The sequence below is a fragment of the Priestia sp. SB1 genome (assembly GCF_038898415.1).
This window is the reverse complement of record NZ_JBBJSS010000004.1, coordinates 60,933-75,810: the sequence shown is the minus strand read 5'-3', so window position 1 is coordinate 75,810 and position 14,878 is coordinate 60,933. Positions and strand designations below refer to the sequence as shown.

The window sequence follows — 14,878 nt, the reverse complement described above, 5'->3', positions numbered from 1 at the left end:
TTTTTAATGAAAATTATTAAAGCTACTTCCTCTCACATCCCTTCTGTTGCCCGTCTGTACGTAGACAGCTGGCGCATTACATACAAAGGGTTAGTACCTGATGCTTATTTAAACAACTTGTCTTATAAACAAAGTGCAGAAAAGTGGTCCCTTTTTCTTACCGAGCCTTCTCATTTTATTTTGCTCGCTATCGATGAACGAGAAGAGATTGTCGGCTTTTCAGCAGGTAAACCTCATTTGTCTGCTGCTGAAATATACGCGCTATACGTTTGCAAGGAAGTGCAAAACCAAGGAGTTGGTCGTCTTCTGTTTTCTCATTCAGTAAAAGAATTTACTGATCAGCACTATACGTCTATGATTATTTGGGCCATGAAGAAAAATAAGAAAGCCGTTCAGTTTTATAAAAAATTAGGCGGCAAAAAAAGCTTGAATCGTACAAGTCAATTTGGAGAAACTAAAGTTGAAGACGAAGCATACGGTTGGGAACGTCTTCCTTCTAATAAATAAACGAGCACACTAGTGTGCTCGTTTATTTATTAGACGATAATATTATTGAGCCGTTGTCTTTTTATCCGTTGAATGAGCTTTATTACAAAGCTTATTCCAGTGCCAAAAACAATTCCCTTGACTCACTATAAAACAATCCAGCCATTTCTGAAAATTCATATGTAATACATGTGCATCTTGAAACGATGCGTTCCGCTTTTTTACTATTATATATGCAGAGTGCGCTGATTTTTTAGAGTCAATGATAATCTCTTCTTCTCCGACAGACCCAATTGTCATATAAAGACTCTGACTTTTATAAGCTGTTTCTCTTACGTCTTCTAAGCTATAAAAATTCCCTGTTATTTTTTTGTCAGCATCAATGAACAAATTACACCCATTTGTTAGCTGCAAAAACTGCTTGTAGTCTTCAGGAAGTGATACATGCATTTCTTCTTCAAAAACTTGCAGTTGGTTCTTGCTTACTCCATCAAAAAAAGTACAAGTGGTTCTGTATACTTCTCCTTCATTTTTACACACTTCTATAACATTATTGTTTTCCCACAGCCGCTTTCGAAGTGAATTTATTATTTTTTCAATCATACTCTTCCTCCAAGCGTTGGATTTAAAACGGTTACATTACATTAATTAAACAATAATGTGCTAATTCCTTCTTTCCTACTCAATTATACGATAAACTTTAGAAATTCATGTTTGCATAACATAGAAAAAAGCAGCGAATGTCGCTGCTTTACAGGTTATACAGGCGCTTTTTCTTCCTGTTCAGGATGGTGATCGTAATCAATAAGCGCTTTTGGAAGGCCCGTATATTTAGCCCAATAATAAATCCCAAGAGATACGACCGCTATGATAATTAAGTCTACAGGCGTATCAATTAAACCTTTCCCTCCGCCGAACGAACCGATATAAGAAATAAAGAGCATGATGATATAATAAGCAACTAGCCACCATGTTGATTTAATCTGCTGACGAAGACTTACTTCATTTTTAGGCACATATTTAGCAAAAATCAAATATATAACAAACATGACCAGTTGAGAAGTTAGCAGCCACGAAATAGTCTTCCATCCTGACCAGTACACAATAAAGGAAGCAAAAATAAAGGATAATGGACCAATTATACTCATTCCTCTTAATTTAAAAGGCTTTTCCAAATCTTTTGCGTTCACCATAAAGGCCGCTGATGAAATTGGTGCAATCGCGTAAGATAGAATAAGCGCAACAGAGCATACGTTTACGAGTGCATTCCACGAAGGAAATGGCAGTGTCCAAAAAATCGAAAGTCCTAATGAAAGCCATAAAGATGATCGTGGAATCCCTGTTTTTTTATCCACATGGGCAAACGTTTTAAATAACGTACCGTTACGAGACCAAGCATAGATAAGTCTAGATGTTGTATTCATAAAAATATTACCGTTACCACCCGGTGATAAAATAGCGTCTAAAATAACAAGTGTTGCTAGCCAGCCAAGGCCAAGAACAACAGCAATATCTTTAAACGGCAGTGAGAATTTATCTTGAATGCCGGACCAACCGCCTTTAATCATGTCAGATGGAATAGCTCCGATAAACAATACTTGTAGAGCAGTATAAATGAGAGCTGCTAGAATGATACAAATCACAAGAGCAATTGGAATATTGCGCTGAGGATTTTTTACCTCTCCAGCTACCGATACAATTGGATGAAGGCCTAAGTAAGCAAACATAACCCCGCCTGTAGCAATGGCGGCCTGGATACCATCAAATCCCCCGGGAGCAAACTCTCCCATCGTAAAGTTTCCTGACTTAAAATAAAATGCCAACGTTACAATTACCGTAAGCGGTACAAAATATTTGAAAATAGAAATGATAATATTCGATTTCGCAAATGCTTTTACACTCCAGTAATTGAGTAAAAAGAATAAGCAAAGCAACACAAATTGTAGAATCCATCCAGATATCGTTGGTGAGTCAGATCCGGATTTTGTTAAACCTGGAAACCAGTAAGCCACATACTGTCTCACTGCTGTTACTTCGATAGCGATTAAACTAGTGTAAGCTACGATCGTAATAAACGAAATCATATAGCCTACAAGATGACCGTGTGAATAAACAGGATATCGAATAATTCCTCCTGTACGAGGCAAGGCAGCCCCTAGCTCGGCGTATACAAGGCCTATTAATAAAATAATAACTCCACCAATAACCCAAGAAAAACTTCCTGCAGGACCTGCTTGCGTAGCGACATTACTAACGGCAAACAGCCAAGCGGAGCCAAAAATAGCCCCTAATCCAATCAATGTTAAATCTAATAGGGATATCGTCTTTTTAAACGGACCTTTATTCTCCATAAGCTTCCTCCTTTGGATGAATCATCACTTTTGTTGGTTTTTTTGACAACATTCATATATATTCGATAATATATGTCAAAATTTTTATTACTATACCCATTCAAAATTACTTTGAATCCCTTTTCTTTATTTCTGAAGGTTAATTAACAGAAAATTTTAAAAAATCATTCTTGCGTTCAAGACACATTAAAACTTTTTCTTCTTTTCTTTAATGGGTAAAATACTCAATAAATGAAAGGAGTTAGATAAATGACTTTACCAGAGAATTTGCCAGTTGATTTTACAGCTTACAACCACTTAACATTCCTTCCGCTCGGACGTAAGAATAAATCGATTCGGTCCGTAGGAAGTAAACATACTAAAGGGTTGCTTGGACGTTTAAATGACTACTTTGAGCGAGCAATGAATGAGTTACCTCAAGAAGATATCATCCTTTTTCAAACATTCTTATATGGAAATCATAGGGGCGGTTTTCCCGTCGCAATTGATAAAAATGAAGACGTTTATCCTTACTTTTGGAAACCAACTTCATTTCTATGGAAAGAATATAATAAGAATCGCGGCATTCCTATTCATCATGATGAGTTTTATTCTCAAGATTTTACGGTTTTGACTAAAAATGAGTTGGAAAATTATCTCGGAAGCATTATGAAAGATTACATGTTTTGCGCTAGAATACATGATTCTTCAAAAGAAGAATGGATTCAACATATTAATAAGTGTTTTTTCAAACACCCCCTCATTTCTCTTTATCACCGAAATGCAGATGTGATTGAAGCAATTGAACAATCAAAAAAATCACCTTTGCTTTTTATTATGAAAAACCCTGAGCAAATTGCTTTTTGGCGCAATCGGATTGAAATCATTATGAGACCTTTTCGCTCTCTTTCTTCCACCGCTTTTGAGAGAGGATTTTCAGATACGGAAGATACGGTATTAACTGTTCACGGGGAAAACGAGATCATTCGCTTAACTTCAGAAAACAGAGGTCTCGCCGTAACATATGATGTCACAGGTGATGCCATTTCACTTGATGATGAGTATAATGTAGTACTAGCAGCCAAGCGCTTAGTGACAACTCAGCGGCAGTTCGAAGAGATTATGGATGAAAATAAAGAAGTGATTCAAAAACTTCTTGTCTTTTTTAAGTGGAAAAGTCTTTTAAAGCACCATGAAGTGCACATTAAAGAGATCCAAGACAAATTGTGCAGCCTAACCACTTATCAACTTAATGAAGAACAAGTTTTACGGGAAAATGATCCTTTTCTTTCCTTCATTCAAAACGTATTACAAGTAAAAACACCGAATGCCAATCTCAAAATTGGTTCCATACAATGGTTTTCACAGTGGGATTTTTCAGATGCCACCCTGCTGCAGGAAACAAACAAATTTACATGTTATATGGATCCAAACGAAATAGAAAAGAAACTGACAGAAATAAGTGCTAAGATAGAAAATGAACTTCATAAGCAGCGTCAGAACCTGCTTTTGACTCCACTAAAAATCGGTCAAATAACGTTTGATTCAAACCAATTGCTACGGTTATTAACGCTTATAGATACCTTAAAGCACACGGAAACTCAGCAGAGTTACGTACAAATTTTAGAAGGCGTTTCTACTAACAGTATTCGTCAAAAAGAGCTTGATAAAATAACCGCATTTGGATTATTAAATTCGGTAAAGCGCAAGCGTATCGTTACGTATTTACAAGAATTACAAAACTATCAGCTGCTAAAAAAAGAGAAAAAAGGATTCAGCCTCACTCCAAAAGGAGAAGCCATCCGACGTCTATTTGAAGAAGAATCACGGAGAATATGAGATTATATCTCACGTGATTCTTCTTTTTTGATTTTGAAGACTACTTTCTCTATTAAATGCTTATCATAATTAGAAATCTCCATTCATATAATGATTACTAGATTAGCAAAGTCCTTCATACCTATTAGCCTGACGCTGACATAGAGAGGAGATTTCGCCATTGAAATCTAGTAATCGCGCCAATTTTGTAGTGTTAACATATAAGATGGTTCTTGTTATTTTATCCGTTGTTTTAATGACATCATCTATTATTGTTCTAGTAAGTTACTCAGCATTTAAAGAACAGTTCAATTCTTCTATTGTCTATCAAACGTTATCGAAGCATAAAGCAGAAAGTCTTTATTATTTAATGAGCCAAGAAAACCATCATTTTTCAACGGCTTTTGATGAAAACTACTCGCCTCCAGGTCTTTCTTCTACACTGCTAGAGTTATCAACAAGTATTCGAGCAGAAGACGCGAGAAGCTTGTTTGGTTCCGAACTTCCTGGATTCAGTATTTACGACTCCAATATTATCATCGCCGGTGAAGGTACAAATTTCACAAACTTCCCTAGAGAATCTGCACCGCCGCTAGATGAAACACTAAAAGAGAGAAATTCTACTACAAAAGTTCAGCAGCCTAAAGAAAACAATGGTACGAATGCTCCAAATAATAATACAACTGGCGGAAAGAAGGTATTTTATATTTATCATACGCACAGCTGGGAATCTTACTTGCCTCTGTTAGGACTTGAAGGTGATCCAGATGCTAATAAAGCGGTAGATAGTAAAACCAATATTAATATAGTCGCAAATATGCTAGGAAAAGATTTAGAGGCTCAGGGAATTGGAGCAGAAGTAGATCAAACCAATATTGGACAGAAATTAAAAGAAAAAGGTTGGAACACCAATCAATCGTACGCCATGTCTCGTACAGTAATTGAAACGGCGATGACTGAAAATAGAGATTTAACTTACTTTATCGATTTGCACCGAGATTCACTTCGAAAAGATAATACAACTATTAAGATTAACAATAAATCGTATGCAAAAGTTGTGTTTGTTTTAGGGAAAGCGAATCAAAACTTTGAACAAAACTTAAAGATGGCAAAAGCGCTTCATGAAGGACTTGAAAAGAAATATCCCGGCTTAAGCCGCGGAGTTATTGGCAAAAACAAATCCAGCGGTAACGGTGTATATAATCAAGATGTTTCTAAAAATGCGATTTTAATTGAAGTAGGCGGAGTTGACAATAACTTTGATGAACTAACCAACACAACAAAAGCACTGTCTGATGTCATTAGCCAATTTTACTGGCAAGCTGAAAAAGTAGATGCCCCTGCTCCATAAAAAAAGCCCTCTTCACTGAGGGCTTTTTAAAATTCAATTCCTTTTACAGCCGGAATTCCTTCATCGTAATAATGTTTATGAGGCTTCATTTCCGTCACAAGATCTGCTGCTTCCATCACTTCTTTTTTTGCAGAACGTCCGGTAATGACCAAATGCATATGCTCCGGGCGCTTTTGAATAAGGTCAATTACTTCGTGTAGCGGTAGCACATCATCAATAGGGAATTTCTCGATAGCCAGTGCGTTATTTAACTCGTCTAAAATAACCACATCATATTCGTTTGAGAAGACTTTTTCCTTCGTTAGCGCCCAGGCTTTTTGCAAAGCTTCACGATGTTCAGGCGGTGTTTTTGTCCACGTAAAGCCGACTCCTGTTTGAATCATTTCAATTCCTATTCTGTCAAACATCAGCTTTTCGCCATATGTACGCTGAGGAGATTTAATAAATTGAATCATTAATACTTTTTGTCCGCGTCCCGTAGCGCGCAGAGCGAGACCTAAAGCAGCGGTTGTTTTTCCTTTACCGTCTCCGGTATAAATTAACGTAAGACCCCGTTTGTCTTTCAATCTAAAAACCTCTTTTTCTTCGAATTTCAGTTTACAGCCATGTTGTTTTTTCTGTAAACGATGTTCTAGCAGGCTCTTTCATTTTTGTAAGAGACTCTTCATTTGGGTAGCCTAAAAATACGTTTCCTACCACGACTTTACCTGCAGGCTTTCCGATAAACTCATACAGTCGCTCGTCTCGAACAAGACCAACTCCTCTTGTTCTCCAAACGAATCCAAGCCCTAATTCTTTAGCTGCTAGCCACATGGAATGAATCGCGCACGAAACCGCATATTTGTTATCTTCCGTGGCTTCTTCGTCTCCTTCAACTGTATCAGCTGTTACAACAATATGTACAGGTGTATTTTTCACTGCTTTTAACGAACTTTCTACTAAATGAGGCTTTGTCGGAAAGCGCTCCTTTAGATACGCTTCAGCCAGTTCTTCATACTTCTTTTTTGCTTCTCCTTGAATCACATAAAAGCTCCAGGGCTCTCTCATTCTGTCATTTGGAGCCCACGTCGCTGCTTCAAGCAGCTGTTCAATTTTCTCTTGTTCGACTTCACGCGGTTCATGATCTCGTACCGCTCTTCGTTCTTTTAGCTGTGAAATAATCGTCATATTGTCTCCTCCTTTTAACGTTAAAGCAGAATATTTTCCGCTCTTTCTTCGAACCATTTTATTTTTTCTCTAATTGTCACTACTTCACCTACAAGCACGATGGCAGGATGAGCAATTTCTGCTTTTTTTGCTATTTCTTCGATTGTGGCAAGCGTTCCCGTTACGGTGCGCTGATACTTCGTCGTTCCCCATTGAACAAGCGCTACTGGCGTATGTTTATCTCGTCCATGGTCCATCAACTGCTTGCATATATGAGGTAAATTTCCAACGCCCATATAAAACGCAATTGTATCTATTCCTTGAGCAAGCGCTGACCAGTTTAAATAATCTTTTCCTTTTTCTTCTCTTCCATGCCCCGTTACAATCGCAAAAGAAGTGGCATGATCTCTGTGGGTAACAGGAATTCCTGCATAAGCTGGAGCTGCAATTCCTGACGTGATACCAGGCACGACTTCGTAAGGAATTCCTTGAGTAGCAAGTACTTCAGCTTCCTCTGCTCCGCGGCCAAACACAAAAGGATCGCCTCCTTTTAAGCGCGTCACTACTTTTCCTTGAAGTGCTTTTTCAACAAGCAATTCGTGAATACGATCTTGGATGACTCCGTGCTTGCCCGGTAATTTCCCGCAAAAAATAAGCTCCGCGTCTTTTTTAGCATAGTTTAATAACTGTTCATTAGCTAAGCGATCATATAAAATGACATCCGCCTCTTGAATACACTCCATTCCATATACGGTTATTAGCTTCGGATCTCCTGGTCCGGCTCCTACTAAATATACTTTTCCAACTGTCACACGGCATCTCTTCTTTCTTTTTTTACCGCTTTACACTGTTCCACCCAGTTTTCTACCATCTTCGTAGAAGAGCCGAAATGAAAGTGCGTATAGCCGGCAATTAAATTATTGTTCATATAGCCTTCTTCTTTCATTCCTCGCATCCCTTTTGTATCATAGGCAGGCGAAAACTCTTTCTCTGAATGAAAGGTTGAATAATGAAATTCATGGCCTTTAGCTTGTATATCGCCTTTAAATAAAAAATTCCCTGGCTTTCCCGTCACTTCTCGGTACCCTAAAGCAGCCAATTTTATCTGCATTCTTACTTGTCCGGGAATAAGCCCCACCATTTCATGGCATGTATCATCTGTTGTGACAATAGCATCTGTTAAAAACATAAAGCCTCCGCACTCAGCAAGTGTAGGAATCCCTTTTTCGATGGCTGCTCGAACAGAATTTTTAACGTCAATTTGCTGAGCCAGCGTTTCAGCAAATTCTTCTGGAAATCCGCCTCCTATGTAAAGGCCATCAGCATCTTGCGGAACCGTCTCTCCTTTTAAAGGCGAAAATTCTACAAGCTCTGCTCCGTAAGCTTTTAACAATTCGAAATTTTCTTCATAATAAAAGTTAAAAGCGGCATCTCTTGCCACAGCAATTTTCACTTGAGGTACGGACGGCTTTGTAAAGATAGGATCATTAATTTCTATTTTAGGAGCTAAAGCCAGTTCATATACTTTTTCAATATCAATTGTATCATGAACAAGTTGCCCTAACTGTTCAAAAAACGGTGTTAATTCTCCTCGTTCAATCGACGGGATCAGCCCGAGGTGACGTTCAGGAATCGTAAGATCATCGTTTCTTTTCAAGTAGCCTACTACAGGGATATGACATTCCTGCTCAATCGCTGCCTTAACAAGTTTATAATGCCCTTCACTTCCAACTCGGTTAGCAATTACACCGACAATGTTCGCTTCCGGTAAAAATTGCTGAAACCCTTTTACAATTGCCGCTGCACTTCTAGCCATACTAGCACAATTGACAACTAAAAGGACAGGACTATTGGTAATTAAGCTGATTTCTGCTGTTGTCCCTTCGTTCGTTAACGGATTTTTCCCATCAAAAAATCCCATAACTCCTTCCATGATGGAAATATCAGCGTCTTCACTAGCTCGAGCTACAATTTCCCTAACCATATCGTGTTCAAGCATCCAGCTGTCTATATTACGAGACGCTCGTTCTGTAACAGCCGTATGATACGTTGGATCAATATAATCGGGTCCGCATTTAAACCCTTGAACTCTATAACCAGCTTGTTTTAATGCCGCCATCAGCCCAATTGTAAGTGTTGTTTTCCCTACGCCACTTCCGGTACCGGCAATGACGAGTCTTCTGTTTGACATGTTGTTCTCTCCTTTAGTCATATGGAATAAGCGCCACTGAAATGGTGACATTCCCTGACTTTTTCTTCACAAGTTCAAGCGTATCAGCACCGCTGTATAACATAGCAGCAGGTTCACTAACGCCATATGCACCTGTATATTTAAAGACAGTATCTGAAGGCTGTTGGATACTTATGCTGTTTAGCTCTTGGGGCGAATAATAGACAAACTCCCAGCCGTACTTAGACGCCACTTCTAGCAGCCCTTCTTCATCTTTCTTTAACTCTATTGTACATAATGCTTTTACACTTTTCATTGAAAACTGAAGTTCAGCAAGCGTTTTTTCAATAACGGTTTCAATTTCCGCTGCGCTTGTTCCTCTGTTGCACCCCATCCCAATCGCCAGTACTTTTGGACGGTAAAGAACACCGTTTTCTAAGATCGCTTCTTCTTCTTTTTTTAAATTGCGATGCGTTACGACCAAGGCTGCATGTGGCGATGCTTCGAGAGCTGTCTGAATCGATGAGTACGTTTTAATGTTAGCTGGAACAGGGTGCTCATAGTGCCACCAGCCCTTTTCACCTGATTCTTGAACCACCGCTATTGCTTCTTCGTTTACTACAGAAGCGCTGACAGGGGTTAGCTTTTCTGCTGATTCCCACACCCATCCAAAGCGCTTACCAAATAAATCAACGGGAATCGTTTTTTGAACATCGGATGCTGTTGTAATAACAGGATGGGCCTCAAGAGCTGCCGCAACTTCACGCGTAAGCTCATTTGCTCCTCCGATATGACCTGAAAGCACGCTGATGACATTTTCGCCTTTATCATCAATGACAACAACCGCGGGATCCGTTTTCTTATCTTTTAAAATAGGGGCAATCATACGCACAACTGCTCCCAGTGAAATAATAATAATAAGTCCTTTATACGATTCAAAAAGAGAAGGCAAAAGCATCCGAACGCTTCCTGAAAACAGCTGAATGTTCTGCTCTTGTTCGTCTCCTTTTTCAAACTTGCTCATGTAATACACGTCAGACTGCTGAAAGGTGCGACCGAGATTTCTTGCAATTTCTACGCCGTGCTTCGTGATGGCCACGACGGCATAATCCCCGCGCTGTGTAATGGGAGCTTTTTTTCCTTCTTGGAGTTGAATCATTCCGACTTCACTCCTCTTCGAAAGCCATGGGTAAATGTTTTATCGTAAAGTTTTGAACGATAATCCTTGTCATGAATGTGAGGATCAAGTGCCCAGCCCGCCAAAATCATCGCCTGCTTGCGAATGCCGTTTGTTCGCATAGCATCATCCAGGTCTTTTACCGTCGTGCGAACAATTTTTTCATCTGGCCACGTTGCTTTATAGACTACTACAACCGGCGTGTCCTCACTCCAACCGGCGTTTATAAATTCTTTCATTACTTTTTTTGTGAGCGTCGCGCTTAAAAATAACGCAATCGTGCATTTATGTTTTGCTAAATCAGTTAATTTTTCAAACTCAGGTACAGGCGTTCTTCCTTCAGCACGAGTTAAAATAACTGTTTGAGTCAAATCTGGAATGGTTAATTCTGCTTCAGCCGCTGCAGCTGCAGCAAATACGGAGCTGACGCCCGGAACGATTTCAATCTCAACGCCTTCTCTTTTTAAAAGCACCATTTGTTCCATAATGGCTCCGTACATAGCAGGATCTCCGGTATGAACTCTTACAACCATTTTTCCTTCACGCATGCGATCAAGCATCGTGCTGACCATTTCTTCTAAATGCATCCCCGCTGTTTTTAACACTTCAGCTCCTGGTTTAGACTTAGCAACTAGCTCTTGACTTACTAGTGAGTCAGCGTATAAAACAACATCTGCTTGCTGAAGTAATTTTAATCCTTTTACGGTAATTAAATCTGGATCTCCGGGTCCAGCTCCGATTATGTATAACTTCATTTTCGCACCACCATTAGCGTTAAGTATTGTAAATCGGCTCCTTCTAGTTCTGAAGCTTTCCAAATAATTTCTTCATCTGACGTTACTTTTGTTACCACCGATGCTTTTTCAAGCAGATCAAGCTCTTTTAAAAGACCGACCATAAAATCGATGACTTTAGCTACTTTAATAAAAATAACGCAGTCGTTTTCCATTAATACTTTTTTCATTGTTTCATAATCTTCACGAGCAGGAACAATGGCCACGTGTTCATCACCGTCTGCTAATGGAATGCCTAAGCGAGACGCAGCCCCGTTAATAGATGAAATACCAGGAATTACTTGAATAGGAGCTTGAGGGTGACGTTCTTGCATCAGGCGCATCATGTGAATAAACGTGCTATAAAGCATAGGATCTCCCTCTGTCACAAATGCTACATCTTTTCCCTCCTGGAGCTTTTCCCATACTCGTTCCACTGTTTCGGTCCATTTTTTCTCTAAAATAGCAGGATCTTTTGTCATTGGAAACACAAGGCCTAGCATGTCTTTTTCATTTGCACTGAAATAGACATCAATAATTTTTTGGGCGTAGCTTTTGCTTCCTTTTTGCTTTTTTGGGTACGCAATAACGGGTGATTCTTTTAATTTACGAAATGCTTTTACTGTAATCAATTCTGGATCTCCTGGTCCAACTCCAAGTCCGTACAATGTTCCAATCATGTTCATTCTCCTCTTTTGGCTGTAATAATATAAATGGGGTTTAAAGCGTCAAATCGTGTTAAGTGTAAAATTGGCTTGCTTCTTGAAACTTGTGCAAGGGTAACAGCAGTCTCAAATCCTCGCTCTTTAAAAGCTTTCATCGCTTCTGCCAAATTTTCAATCGTTACGGCATTTAATACGATGCGCCCTCCTGAATTTAATCGGTTGCAGCACACGTCTAAAATGGTTTCCATGCCTCCTGCTGTCCCTCCAATAAACACCGCATCAGGATCAGCAAACTCACCTAACCCTTCCGGTGCTTTTCCGTGCACAGTATGGGCATCTACTCGAAATTTCGCTAGATTTCCCCTGCAGTTTTCCAAGTCTGCTTCGTTTTTTTCCACAGCAAAAATTTGTCCTTCACGCGCAATTTTAGCTGCTTCAATCGCGACTGAACCTGTACATGTTCCGATATCCCATACGACGCTGTCTCTCTTTAGCTGCAGGGCACTAATACTAAGTGTACGAACTTCTTTTTTAGTAATAAGTCCCTTGTCCGGCTTGCGTTGAATAAATTCATCGTCCTCTATTCCGAGAGGCCAGACTGGACTTTTTTCTACCTGTTTTAATATCACGACATTAAGCGGAGAAAAGAGTTGATTCGCCGCCTCTTCCAGCGAAAGCAGCTGACAGCGCTCCGCCTCTCCACCTAGATTCTCTGCCACAAACATCTTGTATTCTGTCATGCCGAATGATAACAAGTAGTTTGCCAGAGCACTAGGAGAATTTTGCTCATCGGTTAAAATCGCCACTTTTTTATAACCGTCAATGCGCTGAGCCAGCCCTTTTATACTTCTGCCGTGCACGCTTGTAAAATAAGCGTCTTGCCATCGCTCTTTTAGACGTGAGAATGCAAGCTGAATAGAACTTAAATAAGGATATATTTCAACGTCTAGCTTCGCAGAAAGATAGCTTCCAATTCCGTAAAATAACGGATCGCCTGAGGCTAACACAACCGCATTTCCTTCTTCGTTTTTTAAACGTTCAACAAGGGAAGAAAGACCTCCTTCAATGGCTACTTTTTCTCCTTCGAAATCTTGAAAAAAGTCAAGGTGACGCTTTCCTCCAATTAGCACATCACTTTCATACACCCACTGTTCATACATAGGAAGTAGACTTAACTTCCCGTCGTCACCAATTCCAATAATTTTAATTGCCATGTTGCACCGCCTGTCCTAAAAAATCTCCTTTTAATGTGTAAAGAGACGTATCGACATCGATTCCGTCCCCTACTTCCTTTAATGCTGATAAACAGCAGTACTCGCACAGTTTTTCGAAAAACTGATGATGACCGCTTTGCGTCATTAAATCTCCCACTTGAGAAGCTGTGTTTGCGCCTTTTATTTCCTCTACCAGTTCAGCAGAAGCGCCTGACTCAGAAGCTGCTTTTGCTAAAAAATTAAAATCAATAGGTGCACTTTTTGAATGAACCATCATAACGCCTTGCGCGACTTTTGAAAACTTTCCCATCATGCCTACGAGCGACACTTTTTTCATTCCTTGCTTTTTACATTGTTTTAACGTAAATCCAACAAAATCTCCCATTTCGATAAATGCTTCTTCCGGAAGTTCTGGGAACTGTTTCATTCCATATTTTTCGCTTCGTCCCCCTGTCGTAATGACAACGTGCTCACAATTACTCGCTTTAGCAACGCTAATGGCCTGCACGATACTTGCTTTATAAGCAGCTGTTGAGAACGGAACAACAATCCCCCGCGTCCCCAGTATCGAAATGCCTCCTAAAATACCTAGACGTGCATTTAATGTCTTTTTCGCCATTTCTTCTCCTTCAGGAACCGAGATGACAATCTTAACGCCTTTTTGTATGTTGTATTGGGCTAGAAGCTGTTCAGCCGTTTCTTTCAGCATCTTTCTTGGCACAGGGTTAATGGCTGCTTCACCGACAGGAACTGGGAGGCCAGGCTTTGTCACACGCCCTACTCCCACTCCTCCATCAATGATAATGTCTGCACCATTACACCACGAAACTTCAGAAATAATCAGCGCTCCGTGCGTGGCATCGGGATCATCTCCAGCATCTTTAATGATGCTAGCTACAGCGCTGCTTGTGCGATACTCGCATTCTTCAAGATGAAACGTAGCAAAGCGGCCGACAGGTAAGTAAATCGTTGACTCATCTTGCACTTCTCCTGAAATTAGCGTAAGCAGAGCTGCTCTCGTAGCTGCCGTTGCACAAGCGCCCGTCGTGTAGCCTTCTCTGAGTTTCTTAGGTTCTTTTGGTACTTCCTTCATGTGTTACACCTGATCTGCAAGAATTGAAATTGCATTTAATGCAGCAACCGTTACCGTACTGCCGCCTTTTCGCCCAATGTTTGTAATAAACGGCACGTCAAGTTTTGCAAGTTCTTCTTTCGATTCAGCTGCTGAAACAAATCCTACCGGCAGACCAATAACAAGCCCAGGCTTCGCTTCTCCTTCTTTAATCAAACGAATTAATTCAAGTAAAGCTGTCGGTGCGTTCCCAATTGCAAAAATCCCGCCGTCTGCTTCTTTAATTGCTTTTCGCATAGAAATAATTGCACGCGTTGTATTTAAGCGCTTTGCTTCTTCCATTACGTCCGGATCTGAAATATAAACTTTGATTTCACCGCCGTGTTTTTCAATTCGCTGCTTGTTTGTTCCTACTTGCACCATTTGTACATCTGCAACCACTTGCTTGCCGCTGCGAATGGCTTTAATTCCTGCTTGAATCGCATCTGGATGAAACAGCATACTGCGTCCAAGCTCAAAGTCTGCAGACGCGTGAATTACCCGCTGAACAATTGGGTACTGTTCATCTGTAAACGGATGAGGTCCAAGCTCTTCTGTAATCATTTCAAAACTTTTCCCTTCAATTTGCTGAGGCTGAACAGTTAACGGTTTAAATTCTGTACGAAAATCCATCTCA

15 protein-coding genes are annotated in these 14,878 nt (G+C 40.0%); 3 read left to right on the top strand and 12 right to left on the bottom strand.

Going from position 1 to position 14,878, the window contains the following annotated elements; genetic code table 11:
* The first annotated feature begins 6 nt into the window (after positions 1–6).
* The gene (locus tag WKH56_RS15470; RefSeq protein WP_033579159.1) at positions 7–507 is read left to right on the top strand and encodes a GNAT family N-acetyltransferase; all 501 of its coding nucleotides are present in this window, start codon (positions 7–9) and stop codon (positions 505–507) included.
* 42 nt (positions 508–549) lie between these two features.
* Here the strand turns inward: WKH56_RS15470 and WKH56_RS15465 are convergent, their stop codons facing one another.
* On the bottom strand, positions 550–1,089 hold the full coding sequence (locus WKH56_RS15465; protein ID WP_275211066.1) for an SMI1/KNR4 family protein: 540 nt from the start codon (positions 1,087–1,089) through the stop codon (positions 550–552).
* Positions 1,090–1,244: 155 nt separating this feature from the next.
* Entirely contained in the window at positions 1,245–2,837 is a 1,593-nt protein-coding gene (locus WKH56_RS15460) for an APC family permease (RefSeq protein WP_013057301.1), read from the bottom strand.
* A 249-nt stretch (positions 2,838–3,086) separates the two neighbouring features.
* On the opposite strand from WKH56_RS15460, the gene WKH56_RS15455 reads away from it, so the two are divergent.
* The gene (locus WKH56_RS15455) at positions 3,087–4,655 is read left to right on the top strand and encodes an RQC-minor-2 family DNA-binding protein (protein ID WP_310883871.1); all 1,569 of its coding nucleotides are present in this window, start codon (positions 3,087–3,089) and stop codon (positions 4,653–4,655) included.
* Positions 4,656–4,815: 160 nt separating this feature from the next.
* On the top strand, positions 4,816–5,985 hold the full coding sequence (gene spoIIP, locus WKH56_RS15450) for a stage II sporulation protein P (protein ID WP_168760859.1): 1,170 nt from the start codon (positions 4,816–4,818) through the stop codon (positions 5,983–5,985).
* A 26-nt stretch (positions 5,986–6,011) separates the two neighbouring features.
* Here spoIIP and cobO read toward each other — a convergent pair whose 3' ends face one another.
* The 10 genes from cobO to WKH56_RS15400 are packed head-to-tail and all read right to left on the bottom strand — an operon-like array spanning position 6,012 to position 14,874.
* A complete protein-coding gene (cobO, locus tag WKH56_RS15445; protein ID WP_014459837.1) occupies positions 6,012–6,551 on the bottom strand; it encodes a cob(I)yrinic acid a,c-diamide adenosyltransferase in 540 nt (179 codons plus the stop codon).
* A gap of 31 nt (positions 6,552–6,582) precedes the next feature.
* Complete coding sequence (locus WKH56_RS15440; protein WP_033579163.1) at positions 6,583–7,152, bottom strand: nitroreductase family protein; 570 nt, start codon at positions 7,150–7,152, stop codon at positions 6,583–6,585.
* Between the two features lie 20 nt (positions 7,153–7,172).
* Positions 7,173–7,943: a uroporphyrinogen-III C-methyltransferase gene (gene cobA / locus WKH56_RS15435; RefSeq protein ID WP_013057306.1), complete on the bottom strand. Its 771-nt coding sequence runs from the start codon at positions 7,941–7,943 to the stop codon at positions 7,173–7,175.
* Positions 7,940–9,322, bottom strand: a complete 1,383-nt coding sequence (locus WKH56_RS15430) for a cobyrinic acid a,c-diamide synthase CobB (RefSeq protein ID WP_063247870.1) — start codon at positions 9,320–9,322, stop codon at positions 7,940–7,942. Before WKH56_RS15430 ends, cobA begins: the two co-directional genes overlap by 4 nt.
* Before the next feature lie 13 nt (positions 9,323–9,335).
* Complete coding sequence (locus WKH56_RS15425) at positions 9,336–10,460, bottom strand: cobalt-precorrin 5A hydrolase (RefSeq protein WP_048019200.1); 1,125 nt, start codon at positions 10,458–10,460, stop codon at positions 9,336–9,338.
* Complete coding sequence (cobM, locus tag WKH56_RS15420; protein WP_028413122.1) at positions 10,457–11,233, bottom strand: precorrin-4 C(11)-methyltransferase; 777 nt, start codon at positions 11,231–11,233, stop codon at positions 10,457–10,459. The genes WKH56_RS15425 and cobM overlap by 4 nt, the downstream gene beginning before the upstream one ends.
* Positions 11,230–11,931: a precorrin-2 C(20)-methyltransferase gene (gene cobI / locus WKH56_RS15415; RefSeq protein ID WP_048019199.1), complete on the bottom strand. Its 702-nt coding sequence runs from the start codon at positions 11,929–11,931 to the stop codon at positions 11,230–11,232. Before cobI ends, cobM begins: the two co-directional genes overlap by 4 nt.
* Before the next feature lie 2 nt (positions 11,932–11,933).
* Positions 11,934–13,130 carry a bifunctional cobalt-precorrin-7 (C(5))-methyltransferase/cobalt-precorrin-6B (C(15))-methyltransferase gene (locus tag WKH56_RS15410; RefSeq protein ID WP_063247869.1) on the bottom strand — a complete coding sequence of 399 codons (1,197 nt, stop codon included), beginning with the start codon at positions 13,128–13,130 and terminating at the stop codon, positions 11,934–11,936.
* On the bottom strand, positions 13,120–14,223 hold the full coding sequence (locus tag WKH56_RS15405) for a cobalt-precorrin-5B (C(1))-methyltransferase (protein WP_028408304.1): 1,104 nt from the start codon (positions 14,221–14,223) through the stop codon (positions 13,120–13,122). Before WKH56_RS15405 ends, WKH56_RS15410 begins: the two co-directional genes overlap by 11 nt.
* Before the next feature lie 3 nt (positions 14,224–14,226).
* Entirely contained in the window at positions 14,227–14,874 is a 648-nt protein-coding gene (locus WKH56_RS15400) for a precorrin-8X methylmutase (protein WP_013083415.1), read from the bottom strand.
* Between the last annotated feature and the right edge of the window lie 4 nt (positions 14,875–14,878).

What these genes read in the sequence shown, in the direction of transcription:
- WKH56_RS15470 (WP_033579159.1), top strand. Translation starts at nt 7, where the DNA reads ATGAAAATTATTAAAGCTACTTCCTCTCACATCCCTTCTGTTGCCCGT.
- WKH56_RS15465 (WP_275211066.1), bottom strand. Translation starts at nt 1,089, where the DNA reads ATGATTGAAAAAATAATAAATTCACTTCGAAAGCGGCTGTGGGAAAAC.
- WKH56_RS15460 (WP_013057301.1), bottom strand. Translation starts at nt 2,837, where the DNA reads ATGGAGAATAAAGGTCCGTTTAAAAAGACGATATCCCTATTAGATTTA.
- WKH56_RS15455 (WP_310883871.1), top strand. Translation starts at nt 3,087, where the DNA reads ATGACTTTACCAGAGAATTTGCCAGTTGATTTTACAGCTTACAACCAC.
- WKH56_RS15440 (WP_033579163.1), bottom strand. Translation starts at nt 7,152, where the DNA reads ATGACGATTATTTCACAGCTAAAAGAACGAAGAGCGGTACGAGATCAT.
- WKH56_RS15430 (WP_063247870.1), bottom strand. Translation starts at nt 9,322, where the DNA reads ATGTCAAACAGAAGACTCGTCATTGCCGGTACCGGAAGTGGCGTAGGG.
- WKH56_RS15425 (WP_048019200.1), bottom strand. Translation starts at nt 10,460, where the DNA reads ATGATTCAACTCCAAGAAGGAAAAAAAGCTCCCATTACACAGCGCGGG.
- cobM (WP_028413122.1), bottom strand. Translation starts at nt 11,233, where the DNA reads ATGAAGTTATACATAATCGGAGCTGGACCCGGAGATCCAGATTTAATT.
- cobI (WP_048019199.1), bottom strand. Translation starts at nt 11,931, where the DNA reads ATGATTGGAACATTGTACGGACTTGGAGTTGGACCAGGAGATCCAGAA.
- WKH56_RS15410 (WP_063247869.1), bottom strand. Translation starts at nt 13,130, where the DNA reads ATGGCAATTAAAATTATTGGAATTGGTGACGACGGGAAGTTAAGTCTA.
- WKH56_RS15405 (WP_028408304.1), bottom strand. Translation starts at nt 14,223, where the DNA reads ATGAAGGAAGTACCAAAAGAACCTAAGAAACTCAGAGAAGGCTACACG.
- WKH56_RS15400 (WP_013083415.1), bottom strand. Translation starts at nt 14,874, where the DNA reads ATGGATTTTCGTACAGAATTTAAACCGTTAACTGTTCAGCCTCAGCAA.